Genomic DNA, 21088 nt, shown 5'->3' on the forward strand with positions numbered 1-21088 from the left:
CATTGTCGGGCCTGTCACTTGAGGCGTTCGGCGACGCGTTCGCGCAGCCGGTCCATGGTGAAGCCGCGGGGGTCGATCTTCCCGGGCTGCCATTCGCGGTGGCCCAGGACCGAGCGGGCGCCCCAGCCGTGGACACGGCAGACGGCGGCCGCCGCGCGGGTGATCGCGTCGATCTGGACGGCCGGCCAGGGGTCCTCGCCGTCGCCGAGGTTCTCGCACTCGAAGCCGTAGAAGTACCGGTTGCCGTCGGTGTCGGCGTGGTGGTCCGGCGGCAGCCGCCTCTCGGCGATCACGGCGGCCAGTACGTCGGAGTCGCCGGCGCCGGCGTGGTTGGCGCGGCCGAAGCCGACGAGGTGGACCCGGCCGTCCTTGGTGATCACACCGTGGCAGAGGGGGCCGGGCAGGGCGGAGTGGCCGTCGCGGCAGAGCTCCACGGTGTACGCGGTGCCGCGCGTGGCGGTGTGGTGGATCATCACCCCGTGCACCGGGCCCCAGGGGCCCCTGTGGTTGCGGTTGTGGGTGCGCCAGGCGCCCACCTCCACGACGGTCAGGCCCTCGGCGCGCAGGGCCTGGATGAAGCGGTCCGCGGACATGGGTGCGGCCATGACCGCCTCCTTTCGCCGTGTGTGTTCGTTCCGTTACTTAACGGTGTAGTGGAGGCCGCCCTTCCGCGGCTAGGGCGGTATTCGGCCAGCGCCTGGTCCGGTCGTGCGGAGATCCGTTCGAGGGCGGGCGGGCGGGGGTGGTGAACCGGCCAGCCGGCCGCCACCCCGCCATCGAGATGGCCGGAAGCGGTACGGGCGGGACGGCCGAGGGGGGAGTGGCTGAACCTTTCAGCATGCCCCTCGCCCGTTTGGAGTAGTCCCACCCGTTTGTGTAGTGGTCCGGTCGCACGGCGCACTGGAAGGCTTCCGTCCCGCACACCCATGGAGTGATCGAAAGGACAGACATGTCGGTCCAGGCAGGTTCCGAAGCCGAATCCCGGACACCGCAGAGCAGTCTCGGGACCGCGGCCGCCCGGAACTTGGCGTCCACGACCAAGTCCGCGCCGCAGATGCAGGAGATCACCTCGCGGTGGCTCCTGAAGACGCTCCCGTGGGTCTCCGTTCACGGTGGCACCTACCGCGTCAACCGCCGCCTCAGCCACTCCGTCGGCAACGGCGTCGTGGAGTTCGTCAAGACGGGCTCCCGCGTCCAGGTCATCCCGGCGGAGCTCGGCGAGCTGCCCCTGCTGCGCGACTACGAGGACGAGGAGGTACTCGCCGAACTCGCCGCGCGCTGCCGCCAGATCGACTTCGAGGCCGGACAGGAGCTCACCTCCTTCGGGAGCCCCTCCGACCAGGTCTTCCTGCTCGCCCACGGCCGCGTCGAGCAGGTCGGCCCCGGCCCCTACGGGGAGGACGCGGTCCTGCGGACCGTCGCCGACGGCGCGTACTTCGGCGAGGGCTCGCTCACCGACGAGGCGGCCATCTGGGAGTACACCGCCCGCGCCGCCACCGCCGGAACGGCCCTGACGCTGTCCCGGCAGGACTTCCGGCTCCTCGCCGACCGGGCCGACTCGCTGCGGGCGCACGTGGAACGCGTACGCACCCGGCCCGCGCGGCGCACCAACCCGTACGGCGAGGCCGCGATCGACCTCTCCGCCGGCCATGTCGGCGAGCCCGTCCTCCCCGGGACCTTCGTCGACTACGAGGCCCGGCCGCGCGAGTACGAACTCTCCATTGCGCAAACGGTCCTGCGCGTCCACACCCGCGTGGCCGACCTCTACAACCACCCGATGAACCAGACCGAGCAGCAGTTGCGGCTCACGGTCGAGGCGCTGCGCGAGCGCCAGGAGCACGAGATGCTCAACAACCCCGACTTCGGCCTGCTCCACAACGCCGACTACGACCAGCGCATCCAGCCCCACGACGGCGCGCCCACCCCGGACGACTTCGACGCCCTGCTCAGCATGCGGCGCGACTCCAAGCTGTTCCTCGCGCACCCCGAGGCCATCGCCGCCTTCGGCCGCGAGTGCAACAAGCGCGGCCTCTACCCGGAGTCGGTCGACGTCGCCGGGACCCGGGTGACCGCCTGGCGGGGCGTGCCGATCTTCCCGTCCACCAAGATCCCGATCAGCGCCGCCCGGACGACCTCCATCCTGTGCATGCGCACCGGCGAGGACGAGCAGGGCGTGATCGGCCTCCATCAGCCCGGCATCCCCGACGAGATCGAGCCGAGCATGTCGGTGCGCTTCATGGGGATCGACGACCAGGCGATCATGTCCTACCTGGTCACCGCCTACTTCTCCGCCGCCGTCCTGGTGCCGGACGCGCTCGGCGTCCTGGAGAACGTCGAGATCGGCCGCTGGCGCTGATGACCGCGAACGCCGTGGCGACGGGCGAGGGACAGGAAGCGGCGGCCCTGCTGGAGGACACCAGGGAAACGGTCGACCCGGCCCTCCGCCGGGCCGTCGAGAGCCTGCCCGGCGCGATGCGCCGGGTGGCGGCGTACCACTTCGGCTGGGAGCACGAGGACGGCACTCCGGCCGCCGGCGGCGCGGGCAAGGCCATCCGGCCGGCGCTCGTGCTCGCCTCGGCGCGGGCGCTGGGGTCACCGGGGAGCGCCGCCGCGGACGCCGTGCGGGCGGCGGCGGCCGTGGAGCTCGCGCACAACTTCACGCTGCTCCACGACGACATCATCGACCGGGACGTCCGGCGCCGCGGCCGGCCCACGGCCTGGACCGTCTTCGGTACGCCGGCCGCGATCCTCGCGGGCGACGCCATGATGGCCCTCGCGCTGCGGCTGCTCGCCGAGGACCCCCACCCGGCCTCGGCGGCCGCCTCCGTCCGGCTCGCGGCCTGTGTCGTCGAGCTGTGCGAGGGGCAGCAGGCGGACTGCGCCTTCGAGGAGCGGACGTACGTCTCCCTCGACGAGTGCCTGGCCATGGCCACGGCCAAGACCGGGGCCCTGCTCGGCTGCGCGTGCGCGCTGGGCGCGCTGTACGCGGGGGCCGGGCCGGAGGAGGTCGAGGCGATGGACGCCTTCGGGCGCGAGGCCGGGCTCGCCTTCCAGCTGATCGACGACCTGATCGGCATCTGGGGCGACCCCGGGCACACCGGCAAGCCCGCCGGGGCGGATCTGCTGGCCCGCAAGAAGTCCCTCCCGGTGGTGGCCGCGCTGACCTCGGGCACGGAGGCCGGTGAGGAGCTGGCGCACCTGTACGCGGGCCCGGTGAAGGAGGAGGACGTCGCCCGGGCCGCCCGGGCGGTGGAACGCGCCGGCGGCCGCGACTGGGCGCAGGCCCACGCCGCCGACCGGATGGGCCGCGCGGTGCAGGAGCTGTCCCGGGCGGTCCCCGACCTCGCGGCGGCGGGCGGGCTGCTGGCGCTCGCGGAGTTCGTGACGCGGCGCACGAAGTAGCGGCCGGTCCGTCCGGTGCCGCGGAGCGGCCTGTTCCGGCGCTGCGGGGCGCCGGAACAGGCCCTTTCCGGGGCGTGTGGCGAGAAGCGCTCGGAACAACTCTAGGATCACTCGCGGTAGTTGACACGTGAGTGAAGGGTGTGCCCCGTGGTGCTGGAGATACGTCAGGCGGATCAGTCGGACCGGGACGCGGTCGCGCGCCTGCTGGACGAGGCCTTCCGCAGCGACCCGGTGAGCAGCTGGGTCTTCCCGGACCCGGAACACCGGGCCGCCGTGCACGGCAAGTTCCTCGGGGTCTTCGTGGACGTGGCCCTCGCCGAGGGCCGGATCGACTGCACGGCGGACGGTTCGGCGGCGGCGCTGTGGCTGCGGATCCCGGCGGGCGAGCCGGAGGACGGGGCCGCCGGCGACGACGTCCCGGCGAGGATGCGGGAGGTCGCCGACCCGGACAACGAGCGGTGCGAGCTGGTCGGCCGGCTCACCGGGGAGGTGCACCCCACCGCCGAGGAGCACGAGTACCTGCTGATGATCGCCGTCGCGCCCGGCCGGCAGGGCGAGGGGCTGGGCACCGGGCTGATCCGGCCGGTCCTGGAGCGCTGCGACCGCGAGGGTGTTCCGGCGTACCTGGAGGCGAGCAGCGAACGGAGCATGCGGCTGTACGAGCGGCTCGGGTGGGAGTTCACGGGCGAGGCCGTACGCCTGCCGGACGGGCCGCTGATGTGGCCGATGTGGCGCAAGCCGCAGGGCGTGGCGCGGGGCTGAGCGCCGGGGCGGGGGATTCCCCGCGGGTGCGGGGGAGTGCCGCTTCCGAAAGGGGGTTGGCAAAGCACTTCAGGTGAAGTACTTTCATCGACGTGCCCCGGAGCGGCGGCACTCCCGAACGGAAGAGACTCGCTTGCGCAAGCTCACGTACTTCATCGCCACCACCGTCGACGGCTTCATCGGAGCCCCGGATGGCGATGCCGACTTCGTCTACGGCTTCCTCGACCCCGAGTTCGTCGGCCACCTCGCGGCCGAGTACCCCGAGACGATCTCCGGTCCGGGCCGCGAGCAGCTCGGCATCGCGGACGCCGCGTCCAAGCGCTTCGACACGGTGATCATGGGCCGCAACACCTACGAGCCCGGCCTCAAGGTGGGGCTGACCAGCCCGTACGGCCACATGCGCGAGCAGTACGTCGTCTCCCGCAGCCTCACCACCCCGCCGGACCCGCAGGTGCGGCTCATCAGCGGCGACCTCGTCGCCGAGGTGCGCGCGATGAAGGCGCGGGACGGGCTCGGCATCTGGCTGTGCGGCGGAGCCGACCTGGCGGCCCAGCTCGCGGACGAGATCGACGAGTACGTCGTCAAGACCTACCCGGTCGTCGTGGGGACCGGCATGCCGATGTCCCGCGCCGGATTCGGGGTGCGCCCGCTGGAGCTCACCGGCTGCACCGCCCTCGGCGGCGGCCAGGTCATCACCTCGTACGACGTCAAGCGCTGACCGCACCGCCCGCCCCGCCGCGCTGAGCCCGCCACGACGCGCGAAAACGGCCTACCGTGGAGGTATGGCCGGTGAACAGCAGCAGAACGAGCGCGGGACGGTCGCCCCGCGGGCCGGACACGAGCAGCGGACGTGTCCGGCCTGCGGGCATGCCGTGGAGACGGTGCTCCGGCGGCGCAAGTCCCTGGGGGTCTTCGTACCCGAGTGGAGCCCGGGTCCCTGCCGGAACCCGGACTGCGCTCTGTACGCCCCCGAGGGCGGGGCCTAGCGGCGGTCGTCAGCCCTTGGAGTCCAGCCCCGAGGCGACCAGCCCGTTGGCCCACAGCTGGTTGACGCGCGTCCGCTCGGCGCTGTTCGGGGTGGCGTTCTGGCACGAGGTGCCCGGGCCGCCGCCCGACATCAGCTCGCTGCACGGACCCGTGTAGTGGTCCGGCAGGCCCAGCACGTGACCGGTCTCGTGGGCCGTCACGCGGGTGGAGTTGTACTGCTGGTTCTGCCGGTAGTCCAGGAAGATGTACCCCCGGCCGTGGCCGTCCGTGCTCGCGTACGAGCCGCGGGAGTCGTTGCCCTCGTAGTACGCGAAGTTCCCGCCGGTGGAAACCTCCTGGAGCTTGACGTTGGTGACCGAGCTGTTCCAGATGCGGGTCGAGCTGGCTATCTGGGTGCGGAAGCTCGGCGCGTTGCGCGTGTTGTAGGTGACGGTGACCGCGAGCGCGCCCGGGTTCGCGGCCCGCTGCTCGGCGACCGACCGCTTCACGGCCTCGAAGAAGGCCCGGTTGGCGGCCTCGTTCTCCTGCGAACGCTCGTACGCGGCGTAGCTCGCCGGGCCGCCGACGGGAGCGGTGGCGGCGCCGGCGGAGGGCGCGACACCGCCGAGGGCGGCGGCTACGGCGAGACCGACGGTGGCGGCCGACAGCATGGTCCTGTGGGAGTGGCGCATGTGGGGGACTCCTACTCGGATGGTGCGGTGGGGGGTGGATGGGTGGTCCGGTACCGGAGTCTGCGGGAGCCGAAGGGGCCGGGGGATGATGTCAGAGCCCGATAGCGCGCACCTATCGGGAGCGTTTCGGGCAGGCGGAACCTTGGTCAACAAGCCGCAGAATGGCGTGATTTGAGGGGCTATCGGTGGCTGGTGCGGTCCCCGGGGCCCGCCTACCCTCGGGTCATGGAGCTCGAGGTGAGGCACCTGCGCGCGCTGTGTGCCATCGAGGACGCCGGCAGTCTGCACAAGGCCGCCCGGCAACTCGGCGTGAGTCAGCCCTCCCTGACGACGCAACTGCGCCGGATCGAACGGGCCCTGGACGGAGAACTGTTCCTGCGCGAACGCACCGGCTGCCGGCCGACACCCTTCGGGCGCACGGTGCTCGGGCGGGCGCGGCCGCTGCTCGCCGAGATGGCCGCGCTGGTCGCCGAGGCGCGCGCGGCGGCCAACGGGCCGCGGCTGCGCATCGGTTCGACCGCGAGCCGGGCCCTGCCGGGGTGGCTGCGCCGGCTGCACCGGCGCGCGCCGGAGCGGGAGACGTCGCTCGTGGTCGACGTCTCCGCGAACGCGCTGCTGCGGATGACGGCGGGCGGGCAGCTGGACGTGGCGTTCGTCCACGAGGTGGAGGGCAGCCCGCTGAGGGTGCCGGCCGGGCTGGAGCTGCGGGTGCTCATGGAGCGCGAGCCGCAGTTCGTCTCCATGTCCCGCGACCATCCGGCCGCGCGCTCGCCGGTGGTGGCGTTACAGGACCTGGCGGACGACCGCTGGACGGTGGACCCCTCGGTCGACGGCGAATGGGACGGCCTGAGACGGGTCTTCGCGGGCGCGGGGGTCGATCCGCCCGTGCTGCACGCCGACTACCACACCGCGGCGTCGCTGATCGTGTCCGGGGAGGCGGTGGCGCCGTGCCAGCCGACGTCCGGGCCGCGGGACGACATGGCCATCCGGCCGCTGTCCGGGGACCCGCTGGCGGTGCGGCTGCTGCTGGCGACGCGGCCGGGGGAGCACGCGGAGGTCTTCGAGGACCTCCGCGACGCGTACCGCGAAGCCGCGCTCCGCACCCCGCCGTACCGGGCGTGGCTCCGGCGGAGCGGGAGTCCGCTGCTGGTGGCGTAGCACTTGCCCTGGCCCTGGCCGGGCCTTTGCCTTGGCCGGGCGGTTCGGGGGTGGGGTGTCGTCCGGGGCGGGCTTCGAGGTTCGGCGCCCGTTCCGGTACCGAGTCGTACGCGCCACCGTGCGCCGGGTTCATCTCGTTCCAGCCCCGGACGACACCCCGCCCCGTCCCCGCCCCCTCACGTCCGTTTTCCGCTCGCCCGCCGCGTCGACTCAGCTCGGACGGCCGTCCCGGACATGGGGTGGCGCGCCCGTCGGTGGTGCTTGACTTCGGTTGGCCGCGATATATCGTGTCCAAGGAGACGCGATATGTTGCGTGCGCCAGCCTGAGGAGGAGCAGCACATGCCAGAGCAGATGACGTGGTCGGTCCCCGCACCACAGAAGCTCACCTTCGAGCGGCCCGTGGCCGACCTCCGCGTGCGCGTCGTCGGCGGCACGGTGAACGTCGTCGCCGCCGAGGACGGCCCCGCCCGGCTGGAGGTCACCGAGGTCGACGGACCGCCGCTGCACGTGGTGCAGGACGGCGGCACCCTCACGCTGTCCTACGAGGACCTGCCCTGGAACGGCTCCCAGGGCTTCCGGAAGTGGATCGAGGGCAAGCCGTGGAAGGCCTGGGCCGGTTCCTCCGCGGACGGCCGCAAGGCCTGGGAACGCAGCGTCACCGTCACGCTCACCGTCCCGGCCGGCACCCGCGTCCAGCTCGCCACCGTCAGTGCCGCCGCCTTCGTGTCCGGGATCTCCGGCGGTACCGAGGTCAACGGGGTGTCGGGCGACGCCACCCTGGTCGGGCTCTCCGGGCGGGTCGAGGCGCGGACCGTCTCCGGCGGGGTCGAGGCCCAGTCCGTCACCGGTGAGTTCGCCTTCCACTCGGTCTCCGGCGGCCTGACGGTCGTCGACGGCGCGGCCGGCAGCGTACGGGCCGACTCGGTCAGCGGCGACATGCTCATCGACCTCGTCCCCGACCCGGCGGCGCCCGAGCCGGTGGACATCTTCCTGAACTCCGTCTCCGGCCAGGTGGCCATCCGCCTCCCGCATCCCGCCGATGCCAGGGTCGAGGCGAACACCGCCACCGGCAGCGTCTCCAACGGCTTCGCGGACCTCCGGGTCACCGGCCAGTTCGGCGCCAAGCGGATCACCGGCACCCTCGGCACCGGAACCGGCACCCTGCGGGCCACCACGGTCTCCGGGGCCATCGCCCTGCTGAGCCGCCCGCAGGCCGCCGCCCCGCTCCAGCTCGACAAGAAGGTGCTCTGACATGCCGCCCGTCTTCGCCCACGGCCGCCTCCGCCTCTACCTCCTCAAGCTGCTGGACGAGGCTCCCCGTCACGGGTACGAGGTGATCCGCCTGCTGGAGGAGCGGTTCCAGGGGCTGTACGCGCCCTCCGCGGGCACCGTGTACCCCCGGCTGGCGAAGCTGGAGGCCGAGGGGCTGGTCACGTACGCCACCGAAGGCGGGCGCAAGGTGTACTCCATCACCGAGGCGGGCCGCGCCGAGCTGGCCGGCCGGGTGGGGGAGCTGGCCGACCTGGAGCTGGAGATCCGCGACTCCGTGTCCGAGCTGGCCGCGGAGATCCGTGACGACGTCCGCGGCGCCGCCGGCGACCTGCGCCGCGAGATGCGGGCCGCGGCCTCCGCCACGACGGCCCATTTCGAGGACGAGTCCTGGAAGGCGGCCAAGGAGGAGTTCCGCAAGGCGAAGCAGGAGTGGAAGGAGCAGGCCCGCCGGGCGAAGGACGAGAGCCGCCGGGCCCGCGAGGAGGCCCAGCAGGCGCGCCGCCAGGCCAAGGAGGCGCAGGAGCGGGCCCGCGAGGAGGTCCAGCGCATCGCCGCCCAGCTCCAGGAGCAGTTCGCCAGGTCCGGCGGGGTCCTGGGCAGCCTGGCGGGGGCGTGGCTGGGTGGCGGCGGTACGGCGGAGGCCGGGCCCGCGGGGACGGCGAGCGCCCCGGGGCCCTCGGGATCCGGATGGGCCGAGGACCTGGTGCCCACCGCCGATCCGGCGCGGGACCTGGACCGGCTGCTGGACCGCTTCCGGGACGACGTCCGCGACGCGGCCCGCGACCACGGCGTGACCCCCGCCCAGCTCGCCGAGGCCCGCGCGCACCTGGCGGCGGCCGCCGCCCGCATCGCGGCGGGGCTGCGGCCCGGGGGTTAGGCCGTCCCTTCGGGATCTTGCCTGACCCGCGGGCTTGACCGGCGAGATCCGGAAGAAACGGCCTAAGCCGCCAGGGCCGCTTCGGCGGTGGCGTAGGTGATCCCGTGGTCGGACAGGGCCTCCGCGACCGGGCCGGGGTGCGAGAGCAGGGCCAGCAGCAGGTGGAGGGTGCCGATGTGACGGTCCCCGCGTCCCAGGGCGATGCGCAGGGACTGTTCCAGGGCCTTCTTCGCACCCCCGGCGAACGGAACGTGCCTCGTGTCGGACTCCGGGCGGCCCAGCGCCGTGCGGAGGGTGGAGCCGAGGGTGCGCCTGCGGGGCGCGGGGGCCGCGAGGGCGCCCGCGCCGTGGGTCTCCTCGACCCGGGAGACGATCTCCGAGAGGTCGATGCCGAGGCCGGCGAGGGCCTCCTCGTCCGCCCGGGACATCCCGCCCCGGCGGCGGGCGGCCCGCAGGCCGGCCGCGACGGCGGCGCGGTCCACGCCCAGACGGTCCAGGGCGCCGCGCTCCAGCAGGGAGAGCAGCAGGTGTTCCTCGGTGACGGTGGCGGCCCCGGCCGTGCGGGCCTGGGCGGCCGCGCCCGTCACCGTGTCGCGGGCGTCCCGGGTGAAGCGTTCGAACATCAGAGCCTCCCGTGCTTCTTGTGTACGGCCTGCCGGCTGACGCCGAGTTCGGCCGCGATCTCCTGCCAGGACCAGCCCTGCGCGCGGGCGCTGCGTACCTGTACGGCCTCCAGCTGCTCCAGCAGCCTGCGGAGGGCGGCCACGGCACGCAGGCCCACGCGGGGGTCCTGGTCCCCGGCCCGTGCGGCGAGGTCGGTCGCTTCGGTCATGCCGTCAATCTAGGTTGACACGGGGGGAATGTCAACCCTGATTGACGGGCGGGGCGGTCAGACCGTGAGGACGATCTTTCCGAAGAGGTCTCCCGACGCGAGCTGCTCGAAGCCCTCGCGGGCGCGGTCCAGGGGCAGCACCCGGTCGATGACCGGGCGGACGCCGGTGGTGGCGCAGAAGGACAGCAGGTCCTCCAGCTCGTCCTTGGTGCCCATGGTCGAGCCGACCACCTTCAGCTCCAGGAAGAAGATCCGGTGCAGCTCGCCGGCCGGCGGGGTGCCGCCGCTGGTCGCGCCGGAGATCACCAGGGTGCCGCCGGGGCGCAGGCTCTTGACCGAGTGCGACCACGTGGCCGCGCCCACCGTCTCGATGACCGCGTCCACGCGGTGCGGGAGCCGCGCGCCCGGCTCGTAGGCCTCCGTCGCGCCGAGTTCCACCGCGCGCTCGCGCTTGGCCGCGTCGCGGCTGGTGGCGAAGACGCGCAGGCCGGCCGCCCTGCCCAGGACGATCGCGGCGGTGGCGACCCCGCCGCCCGCGCCCTGGACGAGTACGGAGTCGCCCGGCCGGACCCCGGCATTGGTGAAGAGCATCCGGTACGCCGTCAGCCACGCCGTCGGCAGGCAGGCGGCCTCCTCGAAGGACAGCTCGGCGGGCTTGGGCAGCACGTTCCAGGCGGGGACGGTCACCTGCTCGGCGAAGGTGCCCTGGTAGCGCTCGGTCAGGATCGAGCGGGGCTCGTCCGGGCCGACTCCGTGGCCGCTCTGGCCGATCACGGAGTGCAGGACGACCTCGTTCCCGTCCTGGTCGGTCCCGGCGGCGTCACAGCCGAGGATCATGGGAAGTTTGTCCTCGCCGAGGCCGACTCCGCGCAGCGACCACAGGTCGTGGTGGTTGAGGGAGGCGGCCTTGACGTTGACGGTCACCCAGCCGGGGCGGGCCTCGGGGGCCGGGCGCTCGCCCAGCTCAAGGCCGCTGAGCGGCTGGTCTCGGTCGATTCGGGCGGCATAGGCAGCGAACATGGCGCCAGACGCTACCGGTCGGTAGGCCCCTGTGGCCAGAGGCGGCCGATCGGCGCCGGGCGCGAGTGGAAGTGCTCGTTCGATCCTCAACTACCGCCCGTACCAGGTGGTTTGTCCGTGTCCAGGATCCAACCGGAACGTCCAGGACGGCCCGGGGAGGGGGTAGGATTCAAGCCATTGCGGCGCGCTCGTCATGAGCCTGTCATTCTCGTCGCGTTCTCGCTTTGCGTTCCCGCGTTCTCCTGCGCGCCCGGCAACGAGGTGGAGCGACCCCTCCCCGTTCGGGGGCGGGGAGGGTGCATTCCCCGCGAGGGAACGACGCGTACGCGAAGAGGCCCGGCCGGATCGATCCGGCCGGGCCTCACCCGTAGCGCTGTGCTCAGCGGGACCGCCTAGGCCAGGCGGGCCACCCCGTCGGCCTTCGCCGCCGCGGCGACCGCGGCCGTGACGGCCTCGGCGACGCGCGCGTCGAACGGCGAGGGGATCACGTAGTCGGCGGCGAGCTCGTCACCCACGACGCCGGCGATGGCGTCGGCGGCGGCGATCTTCATGCCCTCGGTGATCCGGGTCGCGCGCACCTTCAGGGCGCCCGCGAAGATGCCCGGGAAGGCCAGCACGTTGTTGATCTGGTTCGGGAAGTCCGAACGGCCGGTCGCCACGACGGCCGCGTACTTGTGCGCGACGTCGGGGTGCACCTCCGGGTTCGGGTTGGCCATGGCGAAGACGAAGGAGTTCTCCGCCATCGTGGCCACCGCCTCCTCGCCGACCGTGCCGCCGGAGACGCCGATGAAGACGTCCGCGCCCGCGAGGGCCTCCTCCAGCGTGCCGTTGAGGCCGCTCTTGTTGGTGAGTCCCGCGATCTCCGCCTTGACGTCCGTCAGGTCGGCGCGGTCCGAGGAGACCACGCCCTTGCGGTCGGTGACGCAGACGTCGCCGATGCCCGCGTCGACCAGGATCTTGGCGATGGCGATACCGGCGGCGCCGGCGCCCGCGATGACGGCCCGCAGGTCGCCGAGCGTGCGGCCGGTGAGCTTCGCGGCGTTGCGCAGGGCGGCCAGCGTCACGATGGCCGTGCCGTGCTGGTCGTCGTGGAAGATCGGGATGTCCAGCGCCTCCTGGAGGCGGCGCTCGATCTCGAAGCAGCGGGGCGCGGAGATGTCCTCCAGGTTCACCCCGCCGAAGGACGGCGCCAGACGGATGACCGTCTCGACGATCTCGTCCGTGTCCTTGGTGGCGAGCGCGATCGGAACCGCGTCCACGCCGCCGAACTGCTTGAAAAGGATCGCCTTGCCCTCCATCACGGGGAGGGAGGCCTCGGGCCCGATGTCACCGAGACCGAGCACGGCCGTGCCGTCGGTGACGACGGCGACCACGTTCGACTTCCAGGTGTACTCGTTCACGAGCTCCGGCTGCTCGGCGATGGCGGTGCACACCTTCGCCACGCCGGGGGTGTACGCCAGGGACAGGTCGTCCTTGTCGTTGACCGGCACCGTGGCCTGGATGGCCATCTTGCCGCCGCGGTGCAGTGCGAACACCGCATCGGGGTTGTTGTCCGTCGCACTGTCACTGCGAGGGTTGACGATCTCCGCTGCCACTTCGTGTGACCCCTTAAGTCCTTTGAATCGTTGAGGGTGGCCACTCCTGGTTAAGGGGTGGGCGGGCACCGCGTTCGTTCTCCGCGTCGACGGTTGGCCCGTCTCCGCGGAGGGGAGGTTCGTACGCGCGGGCGCGCCGCACGCGCGCCCTGAGCCCCGGATGAGGGGTGTAAGGATCTGTTCTACCCGAAGAACACTCGGCCAGACGAGTCGATTCCGGACTGATCGTAGGGTGCTTGTCCTGGTTTTGGCTAAAAGTCCAAAGCTTGTTGTCCACCAGCCGAGACGCGCAGCAAATAGTGAGGCGAAAACGGCAGGTCACGGGGGTTTGTGCGGCTCCGAGGGGCCTTGCCCGCAGTCCTGTTGGGTAGTCGGGGGCGCCCGTTATCTGATTTTGACCTGACGAGCAGCCTGAATGCGTCAGTCCGAATGGCAAGATGCCGTAATCACACAAGGTCGCGACACCCGATGGTGCGTGCCCGGCCTTCTCTCGGATGCTTTTCCACCCCTGTCGGAGGAACCAGCTCATGACCGCAAGCACCACCCGTCGTACGACCGCCGCCCGGTCCCGGATCGCCGCGGTCGGCGCGATCGCGGTCGCCGGCGCCCTGATCCTCACCGGATGTGGCGACCAGACCGAGGGCAACGGCTCCTCGAACTCGGGCAAGACGGACAACAGCGCCCCGCTGTTCTCCAAGCTTCCGAAGAAGATCCAGGACGCCGGCGTCATCAAGGTCGGTTCGGACACGGCCTACGCGCCGATGGAGTTCGTCGACGGCGGGAAGATCGTCGGTGTCGACCCCGACATCGCCGAGGCGCTCGGCAAGCAGCTCGGTGTGAAGCTCCAGTTCACCTCCGGCACCTTCGACGGCCTGATCACCTCCCTGGAGACCGGCCGCCAGGACATCGCGATGTCCTCGATCACGGACAACAAGAAGCGCCAGGAAGGCCTCGACGACAAGGGCCAGAAGATCGGCAAGGGCGTCGACTTCGTCGACTACTTCTCCTCCGGCGTCTCGCTCCTGGTCAAGAAGGGCAACCCGGACAACATCAAGTCCCTCGACGACCTCTGCGGCAAGACCGTCGCCGTCCAGCGCGGCACCACGTACGAGGACACCTTCAAGGCGCAGGCCGAGAAGTGCGGTGACAAGAAGCTCACCATCGAGGCCTTCGACACCGACGCCGAGGCCCAGACCCGCGTCAAGGCCGGCGGCGCCGTCGCCGACCTGAACGACTACCCGGTCACCGCCTACACGGCGAAGACCTCCGGCGGCGGCAACGACTTCGAGGTCGCCGGCCAGCAGGCCGACGTCGGCCTCTTCGGCATCGCGGTCTCCAAGGAGAACACGCAGCTGCGCGACGCCCTCAAGGAAGCCCTCGACGCCATCATCAAGGACGGCTCCTACGCCAAGGTCCTGGAGAAGTGGAACGTCAAGGACAGCGCCGTGCAGTCCGCCACCATCAACGCGGGCAAGTAAGACCGAGCGCTCCACTGAAGGGCAGTCATTGTGACTGACAAGATCGACAAGGGTCCGGCCGCGACTCCGGCCGGACCCGGCGCCTCGGGCAACCCCTACGAGGCGATCAAGGCCATCCCCGTACGGCACTACGGGCGCTGGATCAGCGCCGTGGTCGTCGCCGTACTGCTCACCTGGCTCGTGTACGCCTTCTCCCAGGGCAAGATCATCTGGGGAACGGTCGGCGACAAGCTGTTCGACCCCGCGGTCATCACCGGCCTCGGCAACACCATCATCATCAGCATCTCGGCCATGGCGCTGGGCCTGGCGCTCGGCATCCTCTTCGCCGTGATGCGGCTGTCGAAGAACCCGGTCACCAGCTTCGTGGCCTGGCTCTACATCTGGTTCTTCCGCGGCACCCCGGTCTACGTGCAGCTGCTGGTCTGGTTCAGCCTCCCGCTGATCTTCCAGTACATCGACCTGGGCCCGATCTACAAGAACGAGACCGTCGACGTCATGACGCCGTTCATGGTCGCCCTGCTGGGCCTCGGCCTGAACGAGGGCGCCTACATGGCGGAGATCGTCCGCGCGGGCATCCAGTCCGTCGACGAGGGCCAGAGCGAGGCCTCGCACGCGCTCGGCATGACCCAGACGCAGACCATGCGCCGCGTCGTGCTGCCGCAGGCCATGCGCGTGATCATCCCGCCGACCGGCAACGAGTTCATCAACATGCTGAAGACCTCCTCCCTGGTCTCGGCGGTGCAGTACACCGAACTCCTGCGCGCCAGCTCCAACATCGGCAGCACCGCCGGCGCGGTCATCGAGATGTACTTCGTGGCCTCCATCTGGTACCTGGCGCTGACCAGCGTCTTCAGCGTCGGCCAGTACTACCTGGAGCGCCGCTACGCCCGCGGCTCGCTGCGCAGCCTGCCGCCCACCCCGTTCGAGCGGCTCAAGGCCAACCTCAACATGTTCCGCCGTACGGAGGTGGCGAAGTGACCGCCCAGCCGATGGTCAAGGCCGAAGGCGTCCACAAGTCGTACGGCGCCGCCCACATCCTGCGCGGGATCGACCTCGAGGTCGCCCCCCGCGAGGTCTTCTGCCTGGTCGGCCCGTCCGGCTCCGGCAAGTCCACCTTCCTGCGCTGCATCAACCACCTGGAGCGCATCAACGCCGGCCGGCTCTCGGTCGACGGCCAGCTGGTGGGCTACAAGCAGAAGGGCGACAAGCTCTACGAGCTGCGGGACAGCGAGGTCGCGGCCCAGCGCCGGGACATCGGCATGGTCTTCCAGCGCTTCAACCTCTTCCCGCACATGACGGCCATAGAGAACGTCATGGAAGCCCCGGTCATGGTCAAGGGCGAGAGCAAGGCGGTGGCCCGCGAGCGCGCCGTACGCCTCCTCGACCGCGTCGGCCTCGGCGACAAGGGCGGGAACTACCCGACGCAGCTCTCCGGCGGCCAGCAGCAGCGCGTGGCGATCGCCCGCGCGCTGGCCATGGAGCCGAAGCTGATGCTCTTCGACGAGCCCACCTCGGCCCTGGACCCGGAGCTGGTCGGTGACGTCCTCGACGTCATGCGGGACCTGGCCGAGTCGGGCATGACCATGATCGTGGTGACCCACGAGATGGGCTTCGCCCGCGAGGTCGGCGACAACCTCGTCTTCATGGACGGCGGCGTGGTGGTCGAGTCCGGCCACCCGCGCGAGGTGCTGGGCAACCCGCAGCACGACCGGACGAAGGCGTTCCTGTCCAAGGTGCTGTAGGCGGCACGCGCTGACGCAGGGGCGGTACGGGAACCCGTACCGCCCCTGCGGCGTGTGCGGCGGAGTTCCTAGCGCAGCCCCAGCACCAGCGCGTCCGAGGGGGAGCGCCAGACCGAGCGGGCCTCCGCGAAGCCCGCCCCGCGCAGGGTGCGGACGTGCCAGGCCTCGTCGGGGGTGTCGCCGTCGGCGTGCTCCCCGTAGATCTCGAAGCGGGCCCGGACCGCCTCGGCCAGCACCGGGTCGGAGCCGGCCATGTCCCACCAGTCGCTCCAGTCCAGAACGCCCGCCGCGCGTGCCCGGTCCATCCCGGCGTGCCGGTGCGCGCGCTCGGCGGCGTCGATGCGCGGGGTGGTGGGGTCGGGCATGTGGTCGGCGTTCATGAAGACCCCGCCGGGGCGCACCAGCGGCGCGATCTGCCCGTACAGGACGGCCAGCTCCTTGCCGTGGAGCCAGTGCAGGGCGGTCGCCGTCAGCACCGCGTCGTACGAGTCGTACGGGAGGGCCGCGCGCCAGTGCGGGTCCTTGAGGTCGGCGGTGACGAAGGAGACCCGGTCGTCGCCGGCGAAGTGGCCGCGGGCGATCGTCAGCAGCGCGGGGTCGAGATCCAGCCCGGTGCTCGTCGCCTCCGGGAACCGCCGCAGCAGCCGGTCCGTGATACTTCCCGTACCGCACGCGAGGTCCAGCACCCGGGGCGCGGGGCCCACCACGGCCTCCACCATGTCCAGCATCACCCGGAACCGCTCCTCGCGGTCGGGCATGTACCACTCCTGCTGGCGGTCCCAGCTCTCCTGCCAGGCCCGCCAGTCCGTACCGAACGAGCCAGTCACCGCGTCCGCCATCCCGAACTCCTCCACACGTAATACCCTCGAAGGCATAGGAGCCGTTACCCGGCTCACGCAGCACACTAAACCGCATCCGTAAGGACTACCAGTGGAATTGGTCCATTACTCGGACTTCGCCGTACGGCTGGTCAACACCGAGGAGCCGGCCCGCAACAAGGACGCCCTGACCTCCGTGGAGGACGTCCGCGCCCTCTTCGGACCCAGCGTGCAGATGGCCCGCCGGGTCACCGACACCGACGTCACCCGGTTCCGCAACGTCCGCGGCCGGCTGCGCGCCGTCTTCGAGGCCGCCGACGGCGGCGACCACGCCCTCGCCGTCGACCTGCTCAACTCCCTCCTCATGGAGTTCCCCGTCAGCCCCCAGGTCAGCGGTCACGACACCCTCGGCGAGGACGGCCGCCCCGACTGGCACATCCACCTCGCCGAACACCCCTCCAACGCCTCCGCCGGCTACGCCGCCATGGCCTCCATGGGCCTTGCCTTCGCCCTCACCGAACACGGCCCCGACCGCCTCGGCCTGTGCCAGGCACCGCCCTGCCGCAACGCCTACCTCGACACCTCCACCAACCGGTCCCGGCGCTACTGCTCCGACCGCTGCGCCACCCGCGCCAACGTCGCCGCCTACCGCGCCCGCAAGCGGCTGGAGGCCGAGACGTCGGCGCGCAGCGGCCGCACCGCCGACACCGCCCAGGACAGCCACGCCCGCAGCGAGCGCTGACCCGCCGGGCGCGGCCGCAGCCGCAGGAACGCCACCGCCAGCACCAGCTCCTCGGGGACCGCTCCGTAGTCGGTGCTGTCCCCCGTCTCGTTGAACGGGTTGTCCCCGAGCATCCACCAGCCGCCCGCCCGCCGCTCCGCGGCCCGCTTGACCACCAGCAGGTCCTGCTGGAGCGGATGCCGGAACACCACCACGTCACCCGGCCGTACCAGCGCCCCGTACCGGACCACCAGCCGGTCGCCGTGCACCAGCGTCGGCACCATCGACGGCCCCGCCACCTCGGTGATCCCGACCCGCGTCCGCACCCGCCCGCTCTCCGTCATCTCCGGCCTCCTCGTCCCTCCCCGCATGCTGCCGTACGGCCCCGTACGTTCGCTCACCCGCGCCCGGCCGAGGCTGGACTTTTGTCCTAAGCCCATGGGGGCGGCCGCGAATTCCGGATTCTCAGCGAGTAATCTCCACTCTTGAGAAGACGATCACGAGGAGGACCCACTCCATGCTTTCCCGCTTCTTCGCCCCCAAGGTGAAGGTCTCCGCCCACTGCGACCTGCCCTGCGGCGTGTACGACCCGGCCCAGGCCCGTATCGAGGCCGAGTCCGTCAAGGCCGTCCAGGAGAAGTACCAGGCCAACGACGACGCCGACTTCCGCGCGCGCGCCATCACCATCAAGGAGCAGCGCGCCGAGCTCGCGAAGCACCACGTCTCGGTGCTCTGGAGCGACTACTTCAAGCCCCCGCACTTCGAGAAGTACCCGCAGCTCCACACCCTGGTCAACGACACCCTGAAGGCCCTCTCGGCCGCCAAGGCGTCGAACGACCCGGCGACCGGCGCCAAGGCGCTCGAGCTGATCGCCGAGATCGACCGCATCTTCTGGGAGACCAAGGCCGCCTGATCCTGGGTGCCCGAGGGATCTCCCCGCGCTGCTGGTCAAAGCGCACGTGACAACGGCCCGACCGCCTCGAGCGGCCGGGCCGTTGGGCTTTCCCAACGGTCGGCGGTGAACCGGTGGCCGTCGGCCGGAACGAACGGGCACGCGCGGCCCGGCCGGTCGTGGACCACGAACCTCTCCCGGGGCAGCCGGTGAGCCGGACCGATCCCGCACGCCGGACGGTCCGCGCTCCCGGGCTCCCGCCCCGGCCGCGCGTCTGCCGGCCGCTTCCGGGCGGGCGCACCCGCTGCCTTCCGGCCAACGGCGCCCGAGGACGCGCGCAGGGGCCCGGCCGTGCACGGCCGGGCCCCTGCGCGCGGTCCGCGCCGCTCGGGCTACTCGTCGTCCTCGTCTTCGTCGTCCAGCCGGGCCAGCCAGGTCGCCAGGCGTTCCACCGGGACCTCGAAGTCCGGGTTCAGGTCGACGAACGTGCGGAGCTGCTCGGCGAGCCACTCGAAGGTGACCTCCTCCTCGCCGCGCCGCTTCTCCAGCTCCTCGATGCCGCGATCGGTGAAGTACAAGTCGGGCTCCGTGCCGTGTGGTGGTGATGGGGGTCTTTCCGCCAGGATAATCCGCTTACTGGCGAGACCCTCCCGCCCGTGGGCCCCGCGGCGCTACGGTGGACGCCCTTCACGGGGCGAGCGGGGAACGGGGGACCAGGGATGCCTGACGGGCGCACGGCCGGATCCGCGCGCGCCTTCGAGCTCCTGGAACCCCTGGTCCGGGCCGCCACCGTACGCGTCCACGCGCCCCCGGACGGGTATGAGAGCCCTGGGACGGGGCCGACGTGGGGGAGCGGGTTCTTCATCGCCCCGGGCTGGGTCCTGACGTGCGCGCACGTGGTCGGCGAAGGGGGTGCTGCCGTGCGGCTGACCGGGCGTGAAATCGGCATCACCTTCTTCTCCGGGGGTTCCCCCGGCGGCGACGGCGCCACCGGGACGGTCACCGGCCGGGTGGAATGCGTACTCCCCGAACGGCTCGACGAGCGACGGCCCGGGCGGCGCGCCCTGTGGGACCTGCCCGACCTGGCGCTGGTCCGCGTCCTCGCACCCGTCACCCACGCCTGCGTCTGGCTGACCGACCGGGCCAGGCCCCGCCTCGACGAGGCCGCGTACTTCGGCTGCACCGAGGAACTGGGCGTCCGCGAGATCACCGGCCGCACCACCCGCCTGCGCGGCATCGCCGCGGGCGGCGCCGCGATCCGCCTCGGCGACGACGACGAGATCGAGGCCGGCATGTCCGGCGGGCCGGTGGTGGACCTGACGCGCGGGGAGGTCGTGGGGATCGTCAAGGCCCGCCGGCACGGGGGCGGCGGCGGGGTCGCCGTGTCCGTGGCCCAGCTGCGGACCCTGCCCGCGCCGGCGAACGGCCGGAGCGGCCTCTACCGCAGGGTCATGCAGGCCCACGACCTCTACCACTTCGACCGCCACCTCAGCGACCTCGACAGCCGCCGCACCTGGACCGACGTCCACGACGAACTGCCCGCCGGGGACGGGGACCCGTACGGCCGCCGCGGCCGGCTCACCCCCGGCGAGCGCACCACCCTGTGCGGGCTGTTCGCCGAACTCCCCGCGCCCGTCTCCTCGGAGGCCGTCCGCGAACTCGCCGAACAGGCCCGGGGCGAGGAACCCGACACCACCCTGCCCGCCCCCCTCACCTGGCGCGACGGCCTCGGGCTGCTGCACGACCCGCCCGGCGCGGGCGGCGAGGCCGCCGCGATGCTCCGGTACGCGACCGGCGTGAGCGTGGCCGACTACCGCGAGCCGCCGGCCCCGGGCGCGGACGAGGAGCTCTGGGACTGGGTACGGGCCACGGCGGAGCGGCTGTGGCGCCCGCTGCGCAGGGAACTCGGCGAGCGGCACGAGCGCGGCCTCGCCGAGCGGGAAAGGCGCCGGCGCGCCGCGGCCGGCCGGGAGGCGTACGGCCCCGTCCGCAGCTCCGGCGGCCTGCCGCCCGGCCCCTCGGTGCTGCTGGAGGCCTGGGCGCACGGCTGGGAGGACGTCTACGACTGGCGGGTGTCGGTGCTGGCCGGCCCCGCCCGCCCCGGCCGGGTCACCCCCGTGGCCGCCGGCGTACGGGCCACCCCGGCGGCCCTGCCCGACGTGCTGCGCGCCCCGCTCGCCGAGGGGTTCCGGCGGTGCGACACCCACGAGGCGGCCGCGCTCCTCGAAATCGCGGTCGCGCCGGAGCTGTTCGGGTTCTCGGTGGACGAATGGACCGTGTCGGGCGGGACCCCGGTCGGGGTGCAGCGGCCGGTGGTGTTCCGCTTCGGCGGGGACACCGTCTCCGCCGGGCGCTGGGCGCGCGTGCAGGCGGGACCGCTGCTGGGCCAGCGGGCCGACTGCCTGCGCGGCCGCCCCCGCAGCCCCTCGCCGGGATGGCTGGCGGGGCTCCTGGACCACACCGTCCCGGTGCTCTGCGGGGCGTCGGACACCGAACCGACGCTCGGCGCGCTGCACTCCGTACGGGACGCCGGCTACGGGGTGGTGGTGTGCCGCAGGCCCCCGGCGGACCCGGGGGTCTCCTGCGCCCCCTTCCACCGGGGGCTGCGGGAGGAACTGGCCGGGGCGGGACGGGGCGCGGTGCTGCCGCAGCGCGTCCAGGCCCTGCGGCGACGGGCGTACGGGGCGGATCCCGACGCCTACTGGGCGGCCGGGCTGACCCTCGTGTGGGACGACCCGGCGCGGGCGCTGCCGGAGGACGAGCCGTTGCAGGGGGACCTGTGAGGCGGGGCCCGGAACGGACCGGCGGGCGGTGCGGGCCGTACGGGCGGTGCGGGCGGTGCGGGCGGTGCGGGCACGAC

General features: G+C 72.3%; 23 protein-coding genes. 14 read left to right on the plus strand and 9 right to left on the minus strand.

Annotation, left to right across the window (positions count from 1 at the left end; genetic code table 11):
* Positions 1 to 14: 14 nt before the first annotated feature.
* Positions 15 to 605 carry an N-acetylmuramoyl-L-alanine amidase gene (locus ACZ514_RS07820; protein WP_468173449.1) on the minus strand — a complete coding sequence of 197 codons (591 nt, stop codon included), beginning with the start codon at positions 603 to 605 and terminating at the stop codon, positions 15 to 17.
* A 344-nt stretch (positions 606 to 949) separates the two neighbouring features.
* Here ACZ514_RS07820 and ACZ514_RS07825 point away from each other — a divergent pair, with 344 nt between their 5' ends.
* From ACZ514_RS07825 to ACZ514_RS07845, 5 genes are all read left to right on the plus strand, one after another.
* Positions 950 to 2356 (plus strand): family 2B encapsulin nanocompartment shell protein, encoded by a 1407-nt coding sequence (locus ACZ514_RS07825; protein ID WP_469124339.1) that lies wholly within the window; start codon positions 950 to 952, stop codon positions 2354 to 2356.
* Positions 2356 to 3402, plus strand: a complete 1047-nt coding sequence (locus tag ACZ514_RS07830) for a family 2 encapsulin nanocompartment cargo protein polyprenyl transferase (RefSeq protein ID WP_468173445.1) — start codon at positions 2356 to 2358, stop codon at positions 3400 to 3402. Before ACZ514_RS07825 ends, ACZ514_RS07830 begins: the two co-directional genes overlap by 1 nt.
* A 147-nt stretch (positions 3403 to 3549) precedes the next feature.
* Positions 3550 to 4164, plus strand: coding sequence for a GNAT family N-acetyltransferase (locus tag ACZ514_RS07835; RefSeq protein WP_468173443.1), 615 nt, complete (start codon positions 3550 to 3552; stop codon positions 4162 to 4164).
* Positions 4165 to 4297: 133 nt separating this feature from the next.
* The gene (locus tag ACZ514_RS07840) at positions 4298 to 4882 is read left to right on the plus strand and encodes a dihydrofolate reductase family protein (RefSeq protein WP_468696178.1); all 585 of its coding nucleotides are present in this window, start codon (positions 4298 to 4300) and stop codon (positions 4880 to 4882) included.
* 64 nt (positions 4883 to 4946) lie between these two features.
* Positions 4947 to 5150 carry a hypothetical protein gene (locus ACZ514_RS07845; protein WP_468173439.1) on the plus strand — a complete coding sequence of 68 codons (204 nt, stop codon included), beginning with the start codon at positions 4947 to 4949 and terminating at the stop codon, positions 5148 to 5150.
* A gap of 9 nt (positions 5151 to 5159) precedes the next feature.
* Here ACZ514_RS07845 and snpA read toward each other — a convergent pair whose 3' ends face one another.
* Positions 5160 to 5822: a snapalysin gene (gene snpA, locus ACZ514_RS07850; RefSeq protein WP_468173437.1), complete on the minus strand. Its 663-nt coding sequence runs from the start codon at positions 5820 to 5822 to the stop codon at positions 5160 to 5162.
* A 225-nt stretch (positions 5823 to 6047) separates the two neighbouring features.
* Between snpA and ACZ514_RS07855 the strand changes: the two genes are divergently transcribed.
* From ACZ514_RS07855 to ACZ514_RS07865, 3 genes are all read left to right on the plus strand, one after another.
* Positions 6048 to 6980, plus strand: coding sequence for a LysR family transcriptional regulator (locus tag ACZ514_RS07855; protein WP_468696173.1), 933 nt, complete (start codon positions 6048 to 6050; stop codon positions 6978 to 6980).
* A gap of 340 nt (positions 6981 to 7320) precedes the next feature.
* Positions 7321 to 8232: a DUF4097 family beta strand repeat-containing protein gene (locus ACZ514_RS07860; RefSeq protein ID WP_468173433.1), complete on the plus strand. Its 912-nt coding sequence runs from the start codon at positions 7321 to 7323 to the stop codon at positions 8230 to 8232.
* 1 nt (position 8233) lies between these two features.
* The gene (locus ACZ514_RS07865) at positions 8234 to 9130 is read left to right on the plus strand and encodes a PadR family transcriptional regulator (protein ID WP_468173431.1); all 897 of its coding nucleotides are present in this window, start codon (positions 8234 to 8236) and stop codon (positions 9128 to 9130) included.
* 62 nt (positions 9131 to 9192) lie between these two features.
* Here the strand turns inward: ACZ514_RS07865 and ACZ514_RS07870 are convergent, their stop codons facing one another.
* The 4 genes from ACZ514_RS07870 to ACZ514_RS07885 all read right to left on the minus strand — a co-directional run bounded on the left by ACZ514_RS07870 (position 9193) and on the right by ACZ514_RS07885 (position 12577).
* Complete coding sequence (locus ACZ514_RS07870; RefSeq protein ID WP_468173429.1) at positions 9193 to 9753, minus strand: Clp protease N-terminal domain-containing protein; 561 nt, start codon at positions 9751 to 9753, stop codon at positions 9193 to 9195.
* The gene (locus tag ACZ514_RS07875) at positions 9753 to 9962 is read right to left on the minus strand and encodes a helix-turn-helix domain-containing protein (protein WP_467887426.1); all 210 of its coding nucleotides are present in this window, start codon (positions 9960 to 9962) and stop codon (positions 9753 to 9755) included. Before ACZ514_RS07875 ends, ACZ514_RS07870 begins: the two co-directional genes overlap by 1 nt.
* Positions 9963 to 10019: 57 nt before the next feature.
* The gene (locus ACZ514_RS07880) at positions 10020 to 10982 is read right to left on the minus strand and encodes a zinc-binding dehydrogenase (protein WP_469124340.1); all 963 of its coding nucleotides are present in this window, start codon (positions 10980 to 10982) and stop codon (positions 10020 to 10022) included.
* Positions 10983 to 11374: 392 nt separating this feature from the next.
* Positions 11375 to 12577: an NAD(P)-dependent malic enzyme gene (locus tag ACZ514_RS07885; protein ID WP_468173425.1), complete on the minus strand. Its 1203-nt coding sequence runs from the start codon at positions 12575 to 12577 to the stop codon at positions 11375 to 11377.
* Positions 12578 to 13104: 527 nt separating this feature from the next.
* Here ACZ514_RS07885 and ACZ514_RS07890 point away from each other — a divergent pair.
* Genes ACZ514_RS07890 through ACZ514_RS07900 form a run of 3 tightly spaced genes read left to right on the plus strand, consistent with a single transcriptional unit; the run spans position 13105 to position 15797 of the window.
* Positions 13105 to 14055, plus strand: a complete 951-nt coding sequence (locus ACZ514_RS07890; RefSeq protein WP_469124341.1) for an ABC transporter substrate-binding protein — start codon at positions 13105 to 13107, stop codon at positions 14053 to 14055.
* 30 nt (positions 14056 to 14085) lie between these two features.
* Positions 14086 to 15033, plus strand: coding sequence for an amino acid ABC transporter permease (locus tag ACZ514_RS07895; protein ID WP_469124342.1), 948 nt, complete (start codon positions 14086 to 14088; stop codon positions 15031 to 15033).
* Positions 15034 to 15044: 11 nt separating this feature from the next.
* Positions 15045 to 15797, plus strand: coding sequence for an amino acid ABC transporter ATP-binding protein (locus tag ACZ514_RS07900; protein WP_361602915.1), 753 nt, complete (start codon positions 15045 to 15047; stop codon positions 15795 to 15797).
* Positions 15798 to 15865: 68 nt separating this feature from the next.
* On the opposite strand, the gene ACZ514_RS07905 is transcribed toward ACZ514_RS07900, so the two are convergent.
* The gene (locus ACZ514_RS07905) at positions 15866 to 16636 is read right to left on the minus strand and encodes a class I SAM-dependent methyltransferase (protein ID WP_468173419.1); all 771 of its coding nucleotides are present in this window, start codon (positions 16634 to 16636) and stop codon (positions 15866 to 15868) included.
* Between the two features lie 91 nt (positions 16637 to 16727).
* Between ACZ514_RS07905 and ACZ514_RS07910 the strand changes: the two genes are divergently transcribed.
* On the plus strand, positions 16728 to 17357 hold the full coding sequence (locus tag ACZ514_RS07910) for a CGNR zinc finger domain-containing protein (protein ID WP_468173417.1): 630 nt from the start codon (positions 16728 to 16730) through the stop codon (positions 17355 to 17357).
* Here ACZ514_RS07910 and sodX read toward each other — a convergent pair.
* Positions 17261 to 17680: a nickel-type superoxide dismutase maturation protease gene (sodX, locus tag ACZ514_RS07915; protein ID WP_468173415.1), complete on the minus strand. Its 420-nt coding sequence runs from the start codon at positions 17678 to 17680 to the stop codon at positions 17261 to 17263. The two genes, ACZ514_RS07910 and sodX, sit on opposite strands and share 97 nt — an antisense overlap.
* A 173-nt stretch (positions 17681 to 17853) precedes the next feature.
* Here sodX and sodN point away from each other — a divergent pair, with 173 nt between their 5' ends.
* Complete coding sequence (gene sodN / locus ACZ514_RS07920; RefSeq protein WP_267012273.1) at positions 17854 to 18249, plus strand: superoxide dismutase, Ni; 396 nt, start codon at positions 17854 to 17856, stop codon at positions 18247 to 18249.
* A gap of 371 nt (positions 18250 to 18620) precedes the next feature.
* Here sodN and ACZ514_RS07925 read toward each other — a convergent pair whose 3' ends face one another.
* Positions 18621 to 18806, minus strand: a complete 186-nt coding sequence (locus ACZ514_RS07925; RefSeq protein WP_007266501.1) for a DUF6104 family protein — start codon at positions 18804 to 18806, stop codon at positions 18621 to 18623.
* 141 nt (positions 18807 to 18947) lie between these two features.
* Between ACZ514_RS07925 and ACZ514_RS07930 the strand changes: the two genes are divergently transcribed.
* Positions 18948 to 21011: a VMAP-C domain-containing protein gene (locus ACZ514_RS07930; protein ID WP_469124343.1), complete on the plus strand. Its 2064-nt coding sequence runs from the start codon at positions 18948 to 18950 to the stop codon at positions 21009 to 21011.
* The last annotated feature ends 77 nt before the right edge of the window (positions 21012 to 21088 follow it).

The organism is Streptomyces sp. NPDC034086, assembly GCF_055575515.1.

What these genes read in the sequence shown, in the direction of transcription:
- ACZ514_RS07820 (WP_468173449.1), bottom strand. Translation starts at nt 605, where the DNA reads ATGGCCGCACCCATGTCCGCGGACCGCTTCATCCAGGCCCTGCGCGCC.
- ACZ514_RS07825 (WP_469124339.1), top strand. Translation starts at nt 950, where the DNA reads ATGTCGGTCCAGGCAGGTTCCGAAGCCGAATCCCGGACACCGCAGAGC.
- ACZ514_RS07830 (WP_468173445.1), top strand. Translation starts at nt 2,356, where the DNA reads ATGACCGCGAACGCCGTGGCGACGGGCGAGGGACAGGAAGCGGCGGCC.
- ACZ514_RS07845 (WP_468173439.1), top strand. Translation starts at nt 4,947, where the DNA reads ATGGCCGGTGAACAGCAGCAGAACGAGCGCGGGACGGTCGCCCCGCGG.
- snpA (WP_468173437.1), bottom strand. Translation starts at nt 5,822, where the DNA reads ATGCGCCACTCCCACAGGACCATGCTGTCGGCCGCCACCGTCGGTCTC.
- ACZ514_RS07855 (WP_468696173.1), top strand. Translation starts at nt 6,048, where the DNA reads ATGGAGCTCGAGGTGAGGCACCTGCGCGCGCTGTGTGCCATCGAGGAC.
- ACZ514_RS07860 (WP_468173433.1), top strand. Translation starts at nt 7,321, where the DNA reads ATGCCAGAGCAGATGACGTGGTCGGTCCCCGCACCACAGAAGCTCACC.
- ACZ514_RS07865 (WP_468173431.1), top strand. Translation starts at nt 8,234, where the DNA reads ATGCCGCCCGTCTTCGCCCACGGCCGCCTCCGCCTCTACCTCCTCAAG.
- ACZ514_RS07870 (WP_468173429.1), bottom strand. Translation starts at nt 9,753, where the DNA reads ATGTTCGAACGCTTCACCCGGGACGCCCGCGACACGGTGACGGGCGCG.
- ACZ514_RS07875 (WP_467887426.1), bottom strand. Translation starts at nt 9,962, where the DNA reads ATGACCGAAGCGACCGACCTCGCCGCACGGGCCGGGGACCAGGACCCC.
- ACZ514_RS07880 (WP_469124340.1), bottom strand. Translation starts at nt 10,982, where the DNA reads ATGTTCGCTGCCTATGCCGCCCGAATCGACCGAGACCAGCCGCTCAGC.
- ACZ514_RS07890 (WP_469124341.1), top strand. Translation starts at nt 13,105, where the DNA reads ATGACCGCAAGCACCACCCGTCGTACGACCGCCGCCCGGTCCCGGATC.
- ACZ514_RS07900 (WP_361602915.1), top strand. Translation starts at nt 15,045, where the DNA reads ATGGTCAAGGCCGAAGGCGTCCACAAGTCGTACGGCGCCGCCCACATC.
- ACZ514_RS07905 (WP_468173419.1), bottom strand. Translation starts at nt 16,636, where the DNA reads ATGGCGGACGCGGTGACTGGCTCGTTCGGTACGGACTGGCGGGCCTGG.
- sodX (WP_468173415.1), bottom strand. Translation starts at nt 17,680, where the DNA reads ATGACGGAGAGCGGGCGGGTGCGGACGCGGGTCGGGATCACCGAGGTG.
- sodN (WP_267012273.1), top strand. Translation starts at nt 17,854, where the DNA reads ATGCTTTCCCGCTTCTTCGCCCCCAAGGTGAAGGTCTCCGCCCACTGC.
- ACZ514_RS07930 (WP_469124343.1), top strand. Translation starts at nt 18,948, where the DNA reads ATGCCTGACGGGCGCACGGCCGGATCCGCGCGCGCCTTCGAGCTCCTG.